Here is a 19352-nt window from a genome sequence, read left to right as displayed (position 1 = left end):
ATAGCGTATGCCTTCCGATGTAGTCTTTCTTTCAAGAAAGTCTTTTAGGCGAACGTCTTTGCTTCTTCTAGGTTTCTTCTGTCCTCTTCGTTCTTGTGTAAATCTTATTTAGCTTATATGGCCGCAAATCATTATGTATGTATCATCATTTCGCGCAGCAGTGAATATCATACACGGTTTTGACTTTGAAGTACATGACGTAACTCTGACATTTATCTAGGGATACAGTTCGGCTGTCATAGATGATTAGCGTCCCATTCGCTCCTCTCCTGCGAAGTATGATCACAAAAAAAAGCGCAGATGCCTTATCAGCATCCACGCTTCTTCAGTTGGCAACAAGTTACTGCTGCTCGTTCTCTGCAATCTCTAACAAATCCTTAATCGCAACACTGACCATAATCAGTCCAGCTACCGGAGGCACAAATGAGTTACTCGCAGGTGGCTGTTTAGCCTTGCGAATTTCCGGAGCATTCTCGGGAACGATTTTTTGTGTTACGTCCTCACGTGGTTTCATCGGCTTTTCAGTCGAGAAGACCACTTTCACACCTTTTTTGATGCCGTCTTTACGAAGTGTGGTACGCACAACACGGGCAATCGGGTCCATGGTCGTTTTCGAAATATCCGCAACCTGGAATTTCGTTGGATCCATTTTATTCGCCGCACCCATGCTGGAGATCATCGGAATTTTACGTTTAAGGCACTCTTTAATGAGATGGATTTTATAGATAATCGTATCGGATGCATCCAGCACATAATCCAGTTCATATTTGAACAATTCCTCATACGTTTCTTCCGTGTAAAACATATTCAGGGCAATCGCATCACATTCCGGATTGATCAGTTTCACACGTTCCACCATCAGATCCGCTTTTTTCTGCCCCACTGTCGTAGTCAGAGCATGAATCTGGCGGTTAATGTTGGTGATGTCCACGACGTCTTTATCAATCAGGATGATACGCCCAACGCCGCTACGTGCAAGAGCTTCTACAGCAATTCCACCTACGCCGCCAATACCGAGCACAGCGACTGTACTATTCTTCAACGTGTCCAGACCTTCCGGTCCGATCGCAAGTTCTGTTCTTGAAAATTGATGGAGCATTGAGAATCGATGCCTCCTTTATTTCTTTTCCGCTACCGGTTTACGGGCTACACGGATGTGAAGTTGTTCCAATTGAGAGTCATCCACTTCGGAAGGTGCATTCATGAGCAGATCCGTTGCACTTGCCGTTTTCGGGAAGGCAATCGTTTCACGCAGATTCGTGCGGCCTGCCAGTATCATGACGAGACGGTCCAGACCAAAGGCAATACCACCATGCGGTGGAGTTCCGTATTCAAATGCTTCCAGCAGATAGCCGAATTTATCATTCGCTACTTCAGGTGAGAGTCCAAGGGCAGCAAACATTTTCTCCTGAACATCACGTTTGTAGATACGCATCGAACCGCCACCTACTTCATAACCATTGAGAACAAGGTCATAGGCTTGAGCGCGGATTGCACCCGGATCAGTGTCGAAGAGATGTACATCTTCATCTTTTGGACGTGTGAACGGATGGTGTTCTGCCACATAACGTTTTGCATCTTCATCATATCCGAGGAGTGGGAAGTCCACAACCCAAGCAAATTTGAATTTGCTGTCATCAATCAGTCCGAGTTGACGGCCGATTTTCAGACGCAATGCGCCCAGAACGTCAGCAACCACTTTTTTAGTGTCTGCGGAGAAGAGCAACAAGTCGCCATCTTCAGCACCAGTACGTTCTTTGACAGCTTCGATTTCTTCAGGCGTGAAGAACTTCACGATTGGCCCTTTGAACTCGCCGTCTTTTACTTGAATCCAAGCCAGACCTTTCGCACCGTAACGTGCAGCAAATGGTCCGAGATCATCGATCTCTTTACGACTCCATGTACCGCAGCCTTTAGCGTTCAGTACTTTCACTTCTCCACCTTTTTCGATGACAGAAGCAAATACTTTCACACCACTGTTCGCTACGATATCGTTCATTTCAACCAGTTCCATACCGAAGCGCAGATCTGGTTTGTCTGAACCGTATTTACCCATTGCATCTGCATACGTAATCCGTTGGAAAGGCAATTCCAGCTCAATACCTTTGGTTTCACGCAGCAATTTGGCCATCAGTTCTTCCATCATTGGCAGCAGGTCATCCTGTTGCAAGAAAGAAGTCTCGATGTCGACTTGAGTGAATTCTGGTTGACGGTCTGCACGCAGATCCTCATCCCGGAAACAACGAGCGATCTGATAATAACGCTCAACGCCACCTACCATAAGCAATTGTTTGTAGATTTGTGGGGATTGTGGCAAAGCGAAGAATTCACCTTCATGCACACGGCTCGGTACGAGATAATCACGCGCACCTTCCGGAGAGCTCTTGGTCAGGATTGGTGTTTCCACTTCAACGAACTCTTCTCCATCCAGGTAGTCACGGAACACTTTGGATGCTTTGGAACGCAGTTTCAGTGTTTCGAACATTTCCGGACGACGCAGGTCCAGGTAACGATATTTCAAACGAAGAGATTCATCAACTTCGACACCATCTTCAATGAAGAATGGAGGTGTTTTTGCCGCATTCAGCACTTCGATTTCTGTAATTTGAACTTCAATTTCGCCAGTAGGCAGGTTTTTGTTAACTGTTTCTGCATCACGTTTAACGACTTTACCCGTTACAGCGATAACATACTCGCTACGTACGCGATCTGCGATTTGCAGAGCTTCACCAGAATAAGCCGGGTTAAAGACAACTTGTACAATCCCGCTGCGGTCACGCAGGTCGATGAAGAGTACGCCCCCCAAGTCACGGCGGGTCTGAACCCAACCGTTCAATGTTACTGTTTCACCGATGTGTGCGGGTGTTAATGCGCCGCAATGATGACTTCTTTTCATAACCAAACTCCTCATTATGTGAATTTCCGTTCTGTATGGGCAGTTAGTGCCTGCTCTTCAACAGTCCGGTTACGTGTAGACCATGTATTCGAAAAGGCATGTTACCTCTGGCTCGCCAATTTCCGCTTAGTCGAAAATGTTGGTGAACCTCAGCATTTTTGCCGGATCAATTGTTTTACTTGAATGTTTAAGATTTAATGTCACACTTCGTACTTATTTACCTTCGCGAATTGCCGCTACCAGATCATCAAGCTTCACGGTTTGTTGCTCACCCGTATCCATCGACTTGAGGGCGATTTCACCACGCTCCAGCTCGTCATCACCAAGGATGGCAGTATAGCGGGATTTGAAACGGTCAGCTGATTTCATCTGTGCTTTCATCTTGCGGCCCAGATAATCACGTTCCCCAGACAGTCCAGACTGACGAAGTTTGAACAACAGACGGTTCACTTCACGATCAGCTGCCTCTCCCAGAGCAACAAAGTATACATCCAGTGGAGCCAGCGTAGTAACCTCAATGTTTTGGTGCTCCAGAATCAGTTGAATACGCTCCAGACCAATACCGAAGCCGATGCCCGGCTGATCAGGTCCACCAATATCTCCAACCAGACCATTGTATCGGCCACCGCCGCCAACCGTATCAATCGCTCCAATTCCTTGGGCTTTTAATTCAAAAGCAGTCAGTGTGTAATAATCCAAGCCCCGTACCAGACGATTGTTCACAGCATAATCCACTCCGAAATCATCCAGGTATGCCTGCAGCTTGGCAAAGTGATTCAAAGACTCTTCATCCAGGCTATCCAGTATGGAAGGTGCCCCTACGAATTTGTCCTGATCGACTTTGCAGTCGAGTACACGCAGCGGATTACGCTCCATGCGGGACTGACAGTCCTTACACAGGCTGTCTTTCATTGGTCTAAGGAACCCAAGTAACGTTTCGCGATATTCTGCACGGCTGGTTGAATTACCTACCGAGTTAATCTCCACTTTAACATCCTTCAAGCCGAGCTCTACACACAACTGGTAGCCCAGTGCAATTACTTCGGCATCAATCGCCGGGTCCAGCGCACCGATGGCTTCTACACCAAACTGGTGGAACTGACGCTGACGACCTGCCTGCGGACGCTCGTACCGGAACATTGGACCGATATAATAGAGCTTGCTCACATCCGGTTCGCCGTAGATTTTGTTCTCTACATACGCACGGACAACACCCGCTGTTCCCTCCGGACGAAGAGTCATGCTGCGATTGCCTTTGTCATCAAAGGTATACATTTCTTTCTCAACGATATCGGTAGTCTCTCCTACACCGCGTACAAATAAAGAAGTCTGTTCGAAGATCGGTGTACGAATCTCACGGTAATTAAACCGTCGACACAGATCTCGTGCTTTTTCTTCTACATACTGCCATTTCTCGACAACTCCAGGCAGTAAGTCCTGCGTTCCAGTCGGTTTTTGAAAAGCCATCTTGATCCCTCCAGCATTGATTTTCTCTCTAAAAGTAATTCCAGAAATGTTACACTTGGCCACTCCGATTGTAGTACCATCTTTCGATCGCTGTTATCCCCAGATTATTTGAATTAATTTTCCAATGTGAAAATCCGGGGATAAAGGCGAACGCTTCGCTTCTACAGATTGGTTCTACAATCTCCGTTATGGTATAAATGTTAGAATCAACTTATATAACAAAAAAATCCCTCGCCCTGTCGCTGTATATACAGCAAACAAAGGGACGAGAGATTGTGTAATATACATTCACCCGTGGTACCACCCACATTCCGGAAACCTGACACTTTAGCCGTTCAGGTGATCTCTGGTGATTCAAGATTGCATACAGCACCCTGATCAAGCAGATATTCCGCTCTACGTGTAACGCACGTCCTGCGCAGGCCGGCTACTGGTCAACAGATCATATCTGCTGTGTTCGCCGTCTGTTCTCGGGGAAGTCATTCGTCCGCTCATCAAGAGAATCCTTACAGCCTTGGGATTCCTCTCTGGTCATGTGGGCACGGAGTACTTGGTCCCGTCATCAAATCAGTAATATAGTTCAAAAATCGACTTGTATTGACTATAGTCAACGTATTATTTTCTGATTGTAATGAACCGCAGTGCTAAAGTCAAGGGTTAACACGAAAAGATAGCGCTAAAAATTTTGCTCACACGCAGCATGGTATGAGGAGTCCACAGAAAATATGGCTAGTAGAAGCTGGATTCATCATATGAATTCCAACTTCTATTCGCTTCTTATTCCTCTATTGTTGCAGCATCCACTTCAACAGATCCGGCGCGCTCGCCCATAAACGGGAATGCATAATGACATATTCAATCGCTTCGTCGGAGTCGCCCATTCCGACAAAGTCAGGGAGGTTATGCGGCAGCCGTTTCAAACCCAACAGGTAATCAGGCACATGTTTGTTCACACCCCGGGCCACACGATACAGCATTTTGAGCTGGGAGGTGATTCCGTTTTTCTTATACTCCAGAATGATCTTGTCATAGGCAAAGGCCGTTGCGGCGTCACCTCTTCCATACTCCTCCAGCAATTGCTCTGCCTGATCCAATTGGTTACTGTACAAATACACAGCAGCAAGCAGGTAACGTGCTCCGGTATTGTCTTCCGTATTAAGCTCTAGAATATGCTCCAGAATATGTGCTGCTTCTTTGGCATCTCCGCCAAACCAGCAGGATTCGGCGTAGCTTTTGCATATTCGGATATAGGGACGAGTCTCATGAAGCCCCCAGAAGTCCCCTTTGTTCTCCTCAAAGAACAGTTCGCTTAGTTCACGTTTGCCAGCAGCGATTCCTTCCTTGAGGTAAGATCGTGCATCATTCTCATTGTCCGATTCCTCAGCCAAAATGAGATACGCATCAGAACTGTCAGGATACATCTCCAGCGCTGTTTCCGCCAGATGTACTCTCCGTTTGGAAGAGCTCGCTTCCATCGCCTTAGACAGCAGAGCCTGTGCTTTGTCTTTCGATCTGCCTGGACCGTTCAGCATCAATAGCTCGTCCGTTTCACCGCCCATGCCGTATTCTTCGATGTAACTATTCATCTCCTTAACCTTCCGGGAGATCGTGCCTGTCGTTACCTCATATTTATCAGCCAGCTCAGCCTTTGAGACATTGAAGCCGTATTCCTCGGACAGCAAATACTCAATTGCAGCAGAGAACGAGCCTGTCTTCTTCACAGTAGGGCGGGTCTGACGGGAGTAGCCGTTCCATAGCACCAGAGCTTCCAAAATTACCTCTGGCTCGTATTGGTTCCTCATGTTCTCAATAGTCTGCAGGGCCAGCTGTTCGTGAGCCGGATGCTCCCATTTCAAATCGCTTGTCACCATCTTTTTCAGCTTGGTCAAGGTCAGCTTGCTCTCAGGCTTAATCGAGGATTCCTGGACAGGCTGCTCCGTTGATATCAACCGCAGTACGGATTCTACCGCAGAGGACTCCTTGTTCAGACAACATTTCTTATATTTTTTCCCACTACCGCATGGGCATACATCATTTCTTCCAACCTTACTCAAAACTAATTCCCCCTTAAATCTGTCTCTAGCCATTCGCATGAGAACTCTGTTGCTTTAGCATTGTAGGTGTCATTTCTCAAACGAGGCATTCTATATAACTTTCAAATTCCATCGATCAAGCAGAAATGGCTGCCCCGTACTTATATAAAAAAGGCGGGGCCGTTTCAGCGAGTATATGTTCATCTTGAATATGACCGATCACTCTGGTGATGAATTCCTCATACTCTCTGTCATAGGATTGGATTCGCCTGAACCCAATCGCTGGAGCTAGATTTACCGTCCAATGTAGCCCAACTATGAAAACAATTCGCTGTAGAATATATAAACCCATCTCTCTATTCTAGCAAAAATTGAATAAAGGGGTAAGCTCTGCCCAAAACATACACATTCTCAGCTCAAAAAAAATAGCCTGCACACGGTGTGCAGGCTCAAAGGATATATAAAAAAAGGGGGTCATGTGTGTTATTATAAGCCCACTATGTTAAAGGCTTATGTATCTAATATTACAGTAATATTACAAAAATGATAGCGCTTTATAAATTAGTTTTTTAATATCCTCCTGATTAAAAAGCCCTTGCACATTACTCGACTATGTGGTCGAGCAGTGCAAGGGCCAAGAAGTATCTACATGTTAATTCAAATCTTCCACATAGGCATGGTTAGAACGAAGCTTATGAACAATCTCGTCATAATCCTCATCCCTTACTTTGGCAGACAGAACATAATGCAGATCATCATAATCAGCCGAAGACACATCCGCAGCATTCAGCATGTCTCCATCCTCATTCACTCTGTCACGAGAAGCCCGTTCTGCATCACGGTCCACATTGGCTACTACAGGGATCACATTTTCGCTGGCTGGGACACCAGGGGCTGCACCTACACCCATTGCTCCGTTGGTACCTACGCCACCTGCTGTATTATAAGGCACCAGTGGCACCATAACACGCGTGTCTCTACCTACCGCACTGTCCAGTTGACCCACTTCCAAATGCTCTGTACGGAACGTCTGAAGTGAAGTTCTTGCTCCCTCTGCCTCGTCTTCGGTTCGAAAATACGCCTGAATATGTTTTGTCATGTCAAACCCTCCTTTTTCGGAATGAAATGCAACGTGAAGTTTGTAACCGTCACGATGTAACGTAGTTAAGATACATCCATGTATGTCAGTTGTACTGGCTGAATTTATATAACTTTTAGCAGTTCACGTACAAACGCTGGCTCATCTTCAGGTGTTCGGGATGTAATATAGTTTCCATCCACAACGGCCTCATGATCCTTGAACTCTGCTCCTGCGTTTACCATATCATCCTTAAGTGGTGGATAGGATGTAATGGTACGGCCTTTCAACAGACCGGCACTAGCCAAAATTTGCGGACCATGACAGATCGCAGCAATTGGTTTCTTCGCACTGTTGATCTCGGTGACAAACTTCAAGATGTGCGTATCACTTCGCAAATTCTCAGGGGATGATCCACCAGGAATCACGACTGCATCATAATCTGAAGCGGATGCATCACCAATCGCCTTATCTGTGGTATAGGAGGCCTTTCCTCCCTTACCTTTGAGGGTCTCACCGGCTTTTAATCCGATAATCTCCACTTCATGTCCAGCTTTTTTTACTTCGTCATACGGAACCTGCATCTCCGAATCTTCAAAGTCATTCGCCAATAAAAAAGCAACTTTACTCATAACGTATGTTCTCCTTTCCGTGTTCGAACTTTCTTTATAAAATCGGGTCTTTCAGTACATTGGCACTTCATTGTGCCTCGTTTTGTTATTACCCTCACCAGAGCAATTTATAACAATTCGATGTAATTTCATTTTGTAACGAAGTCGTCCAACGAATAGTAAAAAAGATCAACTCACAACAAAAAGTCCTGATTCGGGAAGGAATCAGGACTTTTTCAGAATCTGTATAATCCAAATATCGGATGTTTATATCCCTGTGTAAACATTCAAGATCGCGGAAGATGACTCTGCTTCCCTTTGTCCGAATCCTGAAGTGCCCAGATCGTTGCAACATACTCAGCAGCCGAACGGGCAAGGTGCAATGATTCATACAGGTTGCCAGGGAGTAACAAAGGTTCTGAACGGGTACGTGTTTCTTTCGCAGATTGGCGCATAATTGGATGGATACTCCTTTGATCATGAAATAGTCATCAACGAATTATCCCTTATTATGGCCTGAACCCTATGAAATTATGCACGTGGTTCCTGACGAACCGGACTTTCAAGCATCAAAGTCACGGGTCCCCAGTTGGTAAATGTTACATCCATCATCGCTCCGAAACGCCCGGTTTCAACCTGAATACCTTTATCACGTAGCAGTTGATTAAACGTTTCATATAACAGTTCTGCCGCTTCAGGTCGAGCCGCAGTCGCAAAGCTTGGGCGCTTTCCTTTGCGACAATCTCCGTACAGGGTGAACTGGGAAACAGACAATACAGCACCGCCAACGTCAAGCAGACTGAGATTCATCTTCTCCTGATCATCCTCAAATATCCGCAACCCACTAACTTTGTCAGCCAGATACTGGGCATCCTTCTCAGTATCCTCATGGGTAATGCCCACGAGCAGCATTAATCCGGATTCGATCTTACCTGTCAGCTCGTCTCCCACGGTCACCTGAGCCTCTTTACAGCGTTGTACAAGCACCCTCATCTTACAGGCTCCTTACTGCATAATCCGATGCACCGAATAGACATCTTTCACACGTTTGATCCGTTCTACAACGGATTGCAGATGATCCGTATTACGAATCAGAATTGTGACGTGCACCAATGCTAATTTATTTTTATCTGTCCGTCCTGTAACGGCAGATATGTTGGTTTTACTTTCAGATACAGCCTGAAGTACCTCATTGAGCAAGCCATTCCGATCATGGCCTGTAATCTCAATATCCACACTGTAACTTGCTTCGATATTCTCTTCCCACTCGACCTCAATAACACGTGCTGCTTCTTCACCGTCTGCACTTGTCGGGATATTCGGACAGTCACTACGGTGTACGGAAACGCCGCGTCCGCGTGTAACGTATCCGATAATGTCATCCCCAGGTACAGGATTACAGCATCGTGCGAATCGAACAAGCAGATTATCGATGCCTTTAACACGAATACCGTTGGTTGGTCGATTTCTGCGCTCAGGCGCAGGTTTCAGCTCGCGCATCTCGGAATTTAATTCCAGCAAACTCGACTCTTCCTGCTCTTTACGCAGTTTTTCGGTTGCTTTGGTTACAATCTGTGCAGCAGTAATCCCACCGAATCCAACAGCCGAAAGCATGTCATCAATATCATTAAACGCATATTTTTTGGCAGCTTCCATCAACTTGTCATCCGTCATCCACGCAGAAGGATCAAGCCCCATGCGTTTTAGTTCACGCTCACAGCTCTCCCGACCTTTTTCAACGTTTTCTTCACGGCGTTCCTTCTTGAACCATTGCTTGATCTTCGCTCGTGCATGAGAAGATTTCGCAATTTTCATCCAGTCCTGGCTCGGTCCATAAGAATGTTTGGACGTCAAAATTTCGATGATATCACCTGTCTTCAGATGATAATCGAGCGGAACAATCCGACCGTTTACTTTGGCACCAATGGTCCGATTACCAACCTCCGTATGGATTCGATAAGCAAAATCCAAAGGAACAGAGCCGATTGGCAATTCGATGACTTCTCCTTTTGGCGTAAATACAAATACCAGATCCGAGAAGAAATCCATTTTGAGCGACTCTACGAATTCTGATGCATCCTGTGCTTCGTTTTGAAGTTCAAGAATTTCACGGAAGAACGTAATCTTGTCTTCAAAATGATTTCCGTTCGCAGCGCCTTCTTTGTAGGCCCAGTGGGCAGCAATACCAAATTCAGCAGTCCGGTGCATATCCCATGTCCGGATCTGTACTTCCGTTGGTTCGCCATTGGGACCAACTACCGTTGTATGCAGCGATTGATACATATTTGCCTTCGGCATCGCAATGTAGTCTTTGAAGCGTCCAGGCATCGGTTTCCATAACGTGTGTATAATTCCCAGGGTAGCATAACAATCCTTGATATTATCCACAATAATACGAATGGCAAGCAGGTCGTAAATTTCGTTAAACTGCTTGTTTTTGGTGGTCATTTTCTTGAACACGCTGTAGATATGTTTCGGGCGGCCCGAAAGGTCTGCCTGAATTCCCATCTCATCGAGCTTGTTCGTAATTCCATCCATAACCGTATCAATATATTGCTCACGTTCCGCACGCTTTTTGTGCATCAGGTTAGCAATTCGGTAATACTGCTGCGGATTCAAATAACGGAGGGCGATGTCCTCCATTTCCCATTTGATTGCAGAGATACCCAAACGGTTTGCAATCGGACAGAAAATTTCCAGCGTCTCATATGAAATCCGGCGCTGGCTTTCTTCCGACTGAAACTTGAGTGTCCGCATATTATGCAGACGGTCAGCCAATTTAATCACGATGACACGGATGTCCTGCGCCATGGCGATGAACATTTTGCGGTAGTTCTCGTTCTGCTGTTCTTCCTTGGAGCGAAACTGAATACGTTCCAGCTTCGTCAAGCCGTCAACAAGCATGGCACACGTATTGCCGAAATGATTGCGGATCTCTTCAAGTGAGACCGTAGTATCCTCTACTACATCATGAAGAAGCGCTGCTATTATGGAGATGGTGTCCATCTGCATGTTCACAACAATGTCGGCAACCGCAAGCGGATGCAGAATATACGGTTCTCCCGATTTTCGCGTCTGTCCATGGTGGGCCTGATCAGCAAATTCGTAAGCTTCTCGTATGCGCACCAGATCGGGTTCTTTGATATATGCCCCGGCCTTCTCGAGTAATTGCTCTATGCCCATTCTGATCTGTTCCGTGTCCTTTCTATACCAAATGGAACCCGTGACAGTGCAGCAACACAGGTTCCCCGTAAAAGTAATTTCCTATAATTATGACGCTTCGCCCGTTTCCCGTCAACTGCTGACGAATAAGAGCGCTTATCCAATTTTTATATAGTTGATCTGAATTACTTCTAACCCGTTTCCCTATGACTCACAGGGGATTGGATGTATTTCTTCTTTCTTATGTATTATTGCCGTTATTTGCTGAAATAGAAGGAAAATTCATGAAAATATAAATTCCATCGCTCTGCTACGTCAAAAATGTTATTGCTTAATTAAGAGAAACTCTGTAATCTATTGAAAGTTTGTGTTTCGGAAAAGGAGATGAAATTCATTGCAACGCGAAATTCAGGTTAATCAAAAGATGCCACTTGGCTCAGGTTCACTGCTTAGCCTTCAGCATTTGTTCGCCATGTTTGGCAGTACGGTGCTTGTACCCAACCTGTTCGGTGTTGATCCAAGTATGATCCTGCTGATGAACGGAATTGGAACATTGTTGTACATACTGATGTGTAAAGGAAAGATCCCCGCATACCTTGGGTCCAGTTTTGCCTTTATTGCTCCTGTCACAATGGTATTAAAAGAAAATCCAGAGAACGGTTACTCCATGGCACTTGGCGCCTTTATCATAACAGGTATTGTTTTCTGCCTCGTGGCCCTCATTATTAAATATGCTGGTACCGGATGGATTAACGTAGTCTTCCCACCAGCGGTTATGGGTGCCATTGTTGCCCTGATCGGTTTGGAGCTTGTACCCGTGGCTGCAGGAATGGCAGGTCTGATTAATCCCGATATCCTTAAATATCCCAACTGGGCACCTCAAGCCAAGCCAATTATTTTATCCATGGTCACATTGGGAATCACAGTAATTGGTGCCGTAACGTTCCGTGGATTCCCCAAAATCATTCATATTCTGATCGGTATCGTAGTCGGTTATATCCTTGGCTATGCCATGGGTCTGGTTGATAAACAGGCTATTGGAAACGCTGATTTCATCACACTGCCAACCGTAACAACGCCTACATTTGACTGGTCCGTTATTTTCACCATTTTACCTGTAGCACTTGTTGTTATCGTAGAACATATTGGACATTTGCTTGTAACGAGCAGCATTGTAGGCAAAGACCTGTCGAAAGACCCTGGCCTTCATCGTTCCCTGCTTGGTAACGGAGTCTCCACCATCCTATCCGGGTTTGTAGGATCAACTCCCAATACAACTTATGGTGAGAACATCGGTGTTATGGCCCTGACTCGCGTATACTCCACATATGTCATTGGCGGCGCAGCGGTTATTGCAATCGTACTCTCCTTCTCAGGAACATTCTCGGCACTTGTAGCTAACATTCCTGTGCCTGTTATGGGTGGTGTATCCCTGCTTCTGTTCGGGGTTATTGCGGCATCCGGTCTGCGTATTCTGGTTGAACAGAAAGTCGATTTTGCCAAACCAACCAATCTGCTGCTTACTACACTTGTACTGGTCATCGGACTGAGTGGTACAGAAGTTATCTTCTACGGCGTTCATCTGAAAGGGATGGCACTGGCAACCATCGTCGGAATCCTGATGAGCTTGTTGTTCAAACTGTTTGAAGTGCTGGGTTGGTTGAATGACGATTCGCGTAAACAGCCTATCACTGAAAAAACACCAGATTAATTCCATCTCATATACATCAAAAAGCCTGTTCTCTCCAACCTTAACGGATGGAGAGAACAGGCTTTTTCGCAATCATTAATGCTGTATATTATTTCCCGGGAAACGGAAAAAGCAATTCATGTTTCATCACAGCGGTACTTGTGGAGATTTCAGCTTAATAGTTCATCAATGTGAATACATCGATTTCAGGCAATTTGGCACGACCATTCAGATCAGACAGCTCGATCAGGAAGGCAGCACCGACAACTTTCCCACCCAATTGTTCAATCAAATTGATGGAAGTTGCAATCGTTCCACCCGTTGCGAGCAGATCATCTGCGATCAGGACATTTTGACCTTTTTCAATCGCATCTGTGTGCATCGCGAGTGTATCCTTGCCATACTCGAGATCATAACCAACTTCAATCGTCTCTCCAGGCAGTTTTCCACTTTTGCGAATCGGAGCAAAACCGACACCAAGAGCATATGCCAGAGGGGCGCCCACAACGAAACCACGTGCTTCAGGTCCAGCAATGACGTCAATTTTGAGATCAGAAACCATCACTTTCAGTTCATTGATCGCATTGCGGTACATTTCTCCATCCTTCAACAATGTTGTAATGTCCTTAAAGCTGATTCCCGGTTGTGGAAAGTCAGGAATGACACGAATATAATCTTTAAAATCCAAAATAATCTCCTCCTAAAATAAATACACAAACTTCCATCTAAGATACGCCCTTCATCCGGGATATCATCCATTGTGTCAGTTGCGGTGTGGCTGCATCCAGCATCACCTGTTCTATCTCGGCCATGTTTTCGAGCGCCTGATAGTGACGTGAAGCGGTTAGTTCACGCTTAGGCGGGTTATCCACAAACGCAATTTTGCCGTTATCACGGGTAATGAAGGATAACTCTTCGAATACATCCAACATCATCGTAATCATGCGCGGCGAACAACCACACTGACGACTGAGCACAGGAGTAATCTCTTGTTCCTCCACGGGTTCAGCTTTCCATTTCAACACCTGCATATAAATACGCTTAAAGAGTTCTCTGGAAGGCATCTGAAGGCGATCTCGGCGGTTGCCTGATCCGTGCAGAAGGATGATATTCTCAGCCCCACTGAACAAAGCCAGCATGGCATCAAGTTGTTCCGGGGTTTCCGGCGTATCAAACACAAATAACGTCCGGACTTGTTCCTGTCCATAATGCTCTGCAGCAGCATTACACGGAAATAACCCGACCTTTCTATCATATACCCAAAGGCAAGGTTCATACAATGAATTTCCCTCGGAAACATCTGTTTCTTTCCGAACAATAGCACCAACAGAACCTGATTTATATCGCAGATGCACCTCAAGTGAGCTCAAGAAATGCTTCATTGCATTCAATGGCTCGGCATTACCACGCAGATCAAACACTTGGACCTGAGGAACATGAATGTCCTGAAGCATCAGTTGAGGTTTTCTCATCCCATTCCATTCATTGATGGACAGTTCTCCCATCACATCAATAACGGAACCTGGGAGAAGAAACTCTGCTAACGCTCCCTTGCCAAAAGCGACGGTTTCCAGTTGCTGACCATCCTGTTCCAGAACCAGTTTCAGATGGCGTTTCTCTCGTCCCATTGTTCTGGTTTCCTTCACAGTCACACTTCTCAATACAAACCGTGGCGAAGGATTACTCATCCCGAAAGGCTGCAATCTGTCGATCTCCTGGATCACTTTCAGCGGAACATCACTGATTCTGCATTCATCATCCGCAAGACGCTGAGGTACAAAATCCTCTTCAGTCAACACAGATGCGGCAAACTCATTCAAGCCAGCCTCAAGTTCTTCCAGCTGATCCCGATGCAAGGTCATACCTGCTGCTGCAGGATGCCCCCCGTAATGATCCATAGTGTGTTTATTAACTGTGAGCGCCTCATAGATATCCAAGCCCTCAATGGAGCGCGCAGAGCCCTTGCAAACACCGCTCTCTGGATCGATCCCAATGATAAGTGTAGGTCGGTAATAACGCTCCAGCAATTTGGAAGCCACAATACCAACCACTCCGACGTTCCAGCCCTCACCAGCCAATACGATTACATCTGGAACGGATCCTGAACGAAGCTGTATCTTTTGTTCCAACTGTGCAGTTGCTTCTTGTAATATGCCCTCCACGACTTGCTGCCGCTCTCGATTCAATAGATCAAGCTGGCCGGCAAGCGTATGAGCTTCATCCAGATTCTCGGTGGTGAGAAGGGATACCGCTCTCCCGGCATGATCCAAACGTCCACTGGCATTAATACGAGGTGCCATGGCAAAGGCAATATTAATTGAAGTCACCTGACTCTGATCCACACCACTGATTTCCAGCAATGCACTTACACCAGGAAGACGTGAACCACGCATCGATTCTATTCCATAACTGACGATTACCCGGTTCTCCCCTTCCAAAGGCATCAGATCGGCAACGGTGCCGATGGCTGCAATCTCCATCCATTCACCGGGCACTTCCCCGATTAATGCCTGAGCGAGCTTCAAGGCTACTCCCGCTCCAGCCAGACCTTTAAAAGGATACGGACATCCCGGAAGTTTAGGGTTAATCAGAGTAAAGGCTTCTGGCAAAATTTCAGGCGGCTCATGGTGGTCTGTCACAATGACTTCGATGCCCAGCGTTGCCGCATAGGCAATCTGTTCAACAGCACTGATTCCGGTGTCCACGGTAATTATCAATGAAACGCCTTGTTGATGCGCCCAATCCAACGCATGGTTGTGCAATCCATACCCTTCATTCGAGCGATGAGGGATATATATATCGTACGAAGCCCCAAGATGACGCATCAAATGGATCATGAGCGATGTGCTGGATACGCCATCGGCGTCATAATCCCCGTAAATCAAAATATGTTCTTCCCGCTCCAATGCCAGCTTGATTCGTGGCACAGCTTCATTCATGCCGAGTAACAGATAGGGATCATGCATCTGATTCAGGTCAGGATGCAAAAAACGTTCTGCCTCCTTCTCATTGTGCACTCCTCGACTCACAAGCAAACGTCCAACAAGGGGGGAAACGGAAAGCGCCTGCGAGAGTCCCGCAGCCGCCTCCAAATCGATATTCGGTGTATTCCACCGGTATTGCGAATAAAGCAATGATAACGCTCCTTTCCTGATCTACTGGACCCGCGCTTCACTACTGAATTAATGTCGCTTCGTGATCGGGCAGTTCATGATTGGATTTATAGGGATAGCCTGGATCATAAGGTATCGCTTGAATCTGTACTTCTTTCACATGACTGAAACGGGTTAGCAGTAGTGTCTTGGCCCGATTAGCAATCTCCTGTGCTTCCAGTATAGAGATCCTCGGATTCACACTAATGACCAGCTCAATCGTAACGTCATGTTCCTGTTCACGTGCAACCAAATGCTCAATGGTAATGATGCCATATACCCGCTGTACGGTCTCTTTGAAATCTGACGCTTCTTCCTGCTCCAGTTCCTGAACGAGTGAACCATAAACTGTGTCCACAATCATTCGGTAACCCTTGTGAAGCACAAAACAGGAAGCGATCAACGCAGCCGTGGGGTCCAGGTAGAGCAACATGCTCAAACCCGTCTCTTCACCAGCCATCGATCCTATAACTCCGATTAACACGGTGAGCGAGCAATAGAGTGCACGGCGATGTTGCTGTGCATAGGCCAGCGCCTGAGACTGGTTTCGTTTACGGAAATATCTGTACTGAAATTGAAAAATCGCTTCTTTCACAGCCAGAGCTGCAACAGCCACCAAAAGTACCGACTTGCCGGGTGCTTCCGGTTCACTTCCGGAGAGACTACCCAATGCGGAGATGGCAAGCTGTAATCCACCCATGAGGATCAGCACAGATAACAATACTGAGATTCCGGGTCTAGCCACACGTGAATGTTCTTTAAACCGTCCCCTGCGAGCCTTGCTCTTATCGCGTACAGACTTGGAGGGAAAGAGACCAGCCAGGGCAGAACCAGCTTCAGAAGCAGAATACAAGCCGTCAGCGAGCAATGATTTGCTGTTTGCCATATAACCGACTCCCGCTTTGATCACCGCAAGTACCATATTACCAGCAATACCGCTCCATGTGGCAGCCTGGGCAGATGGGATATGTTCTCTGGTCATGAATATTCCCCCTTAATTCTGTACATAAAGTTGCAAAACCGCGCCTGGCAGACGCGGCTTCACAATAAGATGTTTAGTTAGTTTCTTTAGCTACTGTTTTTGGCTTGTTAACTTGTTTACCTTTGAGCGTAAACCATAATGGAGCTGCAATAAAGATTGAAGAGTAGGCGCCGAACAGTGTTCCGATAACCATCGCAAGCGAGAACATGCGAATGGATTCTCCGCCAAAAATAAACAAACAAAGCGAAGCAACAAAAACTGTAAATGTTGTATTTAGTGAACGAGTCATTGTTTGTGACAAACTGTGATTGACTACCTCACGCAAGTCGGCTTTGGATGTCTTTTTGGCAAATCGCAAATTCTCACGAATCCGGTCAAAGATAACGATCGTATCGTTGATCGAGAATCCGACAATGGTCAATACTGCAGTAATGAAGGTCAGATCCACTTCCAAACGGAAGATGGAGAATACGCTTATTACAACAAATGCATCATGGAACAGCGAAACGACCGCTGCCACAGCAAAGCGCCATTCAAATCGGATCGCAACATAGATCATGATCCCGATACTTGCAATGAGTACCGCGTAGATCGCGTTGCGCTCCAATTCTTTGGCCATCTCCGGATCAACGGTATTTACTTCATAGGAAGCTGATGCATCCAGTTTGGTAAATTCCTGTTTAAATTTGCTCTCTTGGGTCTCATCCAATTCATTGGAGAAACGAACATTTACACGGTCAGCCCCCGATGTAATGGTAACATCACCCTCATCAACACCGATGTCCTTAACGATAGGTTTAATCTGCTCCGCTGTGATTGCTTTGGATACCGAGATATCCACATTCGATCCAGCACGGAAATCAACGGCGTAATTCAAACCCAAAGCCAGAATGCTGACAATCCCCGTAATCGTCAGAATAATCGAGAAGATATAGGCAATCTTACTACCTTTAACATAATCAAAATTCCAATTAAAGCGCACGAATTTCACTCTCCTTCACTCCGAAGTACTTAGGCTTCTTCAACACGTTACCCCGTACGAGCAGGGTCAACAGGAAGCGGGAGAAGAAAATATTCGTGATAATACTGGTGACGATGTCAAAAATCAGCACGAGTGCAAAACCTTTAACCGCACCGGTACCCAGGAAGAACATAACAGCGGCCGCAATAATGGTAGTGACATTGGAGTCAATGATTGTCCGGAAGGAATGTTTACCACCCGCTTTAACCGATGACAATATCGACTTGCCACTTCGCATCTCTTCCTTAATCCGTTCGTACGTGATGATATTGGCATCCACTGCCATACCTATACCCAGAATAAACGCTGCAATCCCTGGAAGGGTAAGCACGAATTCTCCAAGATAGAAGATTGCAAGTACCAGCCACGTATGTGTGATCAAGGCAAAACTCGCAATAATACCAGGAATGCGATAAAGCCCAATCATGAACACTAGAATAATAACGGAACCAATCAATCCCGCTTTAATCGTCTGATCTAGAGAAAGCTTACCGAGTGTTGCACCAACACTTTGTGAATACTTCTCTGTAAGTTTCAGTGGCAATGCACCCAGGTTAATGGTGTCACGAAGCTGGTTTGCTTCATCACGTGTGTAGGCACCCGAAATTTGAGCGGAACCATCTGTCAACTGTTGTCTAACGGTTGGAGCAGAGAGCAACTCATCGTCCAAATAAATAGCGAGAGGTTGTCCAATCAAACGTTTGGTAATCTCGGAAAATTTGGCTTTGTCTTTCACTTGAATGTCAATCATCGGCTCATTCAATTGAGTGAACACAACTTTGGCTGCATTCTCAACAAATTCATTTCCGCGAAGTTCGATTTTGGTGTACTCGCCTTCCTTGTCATTATCAGCTTTACTACGGAAGGTCAAAACAGCCGGTTCTTTCATTTTGGCTCTAACTTCAGCCTCATCCGTAACCCCTGCCAACTTCAATCGAATCCGGTTGCTTCCTTCAGTGGTTACCTCCGGTTCGCTTGTTCCGAGCGCATTGGCGCGGCTTTCAAGACTTTTGGCCGTTTGCACCAAAGATGCTTTGGTGACTTGTTGACCTGCTTCGAGCGGCTCTGCTTCATATAAGATCTCGTAGCCTCCCTTTAAATCAAGGCCCAAGCGTATATTTTTGAGCAGCTCCGGGCTTGTTCCCACCATTACCCCTGTGGTGACAAGCACGACCAGAATGAAACTGATAATTCTCTTCATGCCGTTCCTAGATCCCCTTTCGTTCTCAATATTCCTATTATAGCGATGCCGTAAAAAGC

At 46.1% G+C, this 19352-nt stretch carries 15 protein-coding genes; 1 reads left to right on the top strand and 14 read right to left on the bottom strand.

Translation table 11 applies throughout. From position 1 onward, the window contains the following. Positions 1 to 340: 340 nt before the first annotated feature. The 9 genes from D829_RS0100135 to D829_RS0100095 form a co-directional block, all read right to left on the bottom strand. Complete coding sequence (locus tag D829_RS0100135) at positions 341 to 1099, bottom strand: tRNA threonylcarbamoyladenosine dehydratase (RefSeq protein ID WP_017686791.1); 759 nt, start codon at positions 1097 to 1099, stop codon at positions 341 to 343. Positions 1100 to 1117: 18 nt separating this feature from the next. Beyond that, positions 1118 to 2896, bottom strand: a complete 1779-nt coding sequence (gene aspS / locus D829_RS0100130; RefSeq protein ID WP_017686790.1) for an aspartate--tRNA ligase — start codon at positions 2894 to 2896, stop codon at positions 1118 to 1120. A 213-nt stretch (positions 2897 to 3109) separates the two neighbouring features. Further along, entirely contained in the window at positions 3110 to 4363 is a 1254-nt protein-coding gene (gene hisS / locus D829_RS0100125) for a histidine--tRNA ligase (protein ID WP_017686789.1), read from the bottom strand. Positions 4364 to 5148: 785 nt separating this feature from the next. After that, positions 5149 to 6417 (bottom strand): SEC-C metal-binding domain-containing protein, encoded by a 1269-nt coding sequence (locus D829_RS0100120; protein ID WP_017686788.1) that lies wholly within the window; start codon positions 6415 to 6417, stop codon positions 5149 to 5151. Positions 6418 to 7048: 631 nt separating this feature from the next. Next, positions 7049 to 7495 (bottom strand): hypothetical protein, encoded by a 447-nt coding sequence (locus D829_RS0100115; RefSeq protein ID WP_017686786.1) that lies wholly within the window; start codon positions 7493 to 7495, stop codon positions 7049 to 7051. A gap of 104 nt (positions 7496 to 7599) precedes the next feature. After that, positions 7600 to 8106 (bottom strand): type 1 glutamine amidotransferase domain-containing protein, encoded by a 507-nt coding sequence (locus D829_RS0100110; protein WP_017686785.1) that lies wholly within the window; start codon positions 8104 to 8106, stop codon positions 7600 to 7602. Positions 8107 to 8372: 266 nt separating this feature from the next. Then, entirely contained in the window at positions 8373 to 8540 is a 168-nt protein-coding gene (locus tag D829_RS33585; RefSeq protein ID WP_017686784.1) for a hypothetical protein, read from the bottom strand. 76 nt (positions 8541 to 8616) lie between these two features. Beyond that, positions 8617 to 9078, bottom strand: coding sequence for a D-aminoacyl-tRNA deacylase (dtd, locus tag D829_RS0100100; RefSeq protein ID WP_017686783.1), 462 nt, complete (start codon positions 9076 to 9078; stop codon positions 8617 to 8619). 12 nt (positions 9079 to 9090) lie between these two features. Further along, complete coding sequence (locus tag D829_RS0100095; protein ID WP_017686782.1) at positions 9091 to 11268, bottom strand: bifunctional (p)ppGpp synthetase/guanosine-3',5'-bis(diphosphate) 3'-pyrophosphohydrolase; 2178 nt, start codon at positions 11266 to 11268, stop codon at positions 9091 to 9093. Positions 11269 to 11641: 373 nt separating this feature from the next. On the opposite strand from D829_RS0100095, the gene uraA reads away from it, so the two are divergent. After that, positions 11642 to 12958 (top strand): uracil permease, encoded by a 1317-nt coding sequence (gene uraA, locus D829_RS0100090; protein WP_017686781.1) that lies wholly within the window; start codon positions 11642 to 11644, stop codon positions 12956 to 12958. 154 nt (positions 12959 to 13112) lie between these two features. Here uraA and D829_RS0100085 read toward each other — a convergent pair whose 3' ends face one another. The 5 genes from D829_RS0100085 to secD all read right to left on the bottom strand — a co-directional run bounded on the left by D829_RS0100085 (position 13113) and on the right by secD (position 19293). After that, positions 13113 to 13625: an adenine phosphoribosyltransferase gene (locus tag D829_RS0100085; RefSeq protein ID WP_017686780.1), complete on the bottom strand. Its 513-nt coding sequence runs from the start codon at positions 13623 to 13625 to the stop codon at positions 13113 to 13115. Between the two features lie 37 nt (positions 13626 to 13662). Next, positions 13663 to 16071, bottom strand: coding sequence for a single-stranded-DNA-specific exonuclease RecJ (gene recJ, locus D829_RS0100080; RefSeq protein WP_017686779.1), 2409 nt, complete (start codon positions 16069 to 16071; stop codon positions 13663 to 13665). Positions 16072 to 16111: 40 nt separating this feature from the next. Further along, positions 16112 to 17071 (bottom strand): cation diffusion facilitator family transporter, encoded by a 960-nt coding sequence (locus D829_RS0100075; protein WP_017686778.1) that lies wholly within the window; start codon positions 17069 to 17071, stop codon positions 16112 to 16114. A 73-nt stretch (positions 17072 to 17144) separates the two neighbouring features. Further along, a complete protein-coding gene (gene secF, locus D829_RS0100070; protein ID WP_017686777.1) occupies positions 17145 to 18053 on the bottom strand; it encodes a protein translocase subunit SecF in 909 nt (302 codons plus the stop codon). Beyond that, on the bottom strand, positions 18043 to 19293 hold the full coding sequence (gene secD / locus D829_RS0100065) for a protein translocase subunit SecD (protein WP_017686776.1): 1251 nt from the start codon (positions 19291 to 19293) through the stop codon (positions 18043 to 18045). Before secD ends, secF begins: the two co-directional genes overlap by 11 nt. Positions 19294 to 19352 lie beyond the last annotated feature (59 nt).

The organism is Paenibacillus sp. PAMC 26794 (assembly GCF_000316035.1).
GTDB lineage: Bacteria > Bacillota > Bacilli > Paenibacillales > Paenibacillaceae > Paenibacillus.
Note: the sequence above shows the minus strand (reverse complement) of the source record. Positions and strands in the feature narration are given on the sequence as shown.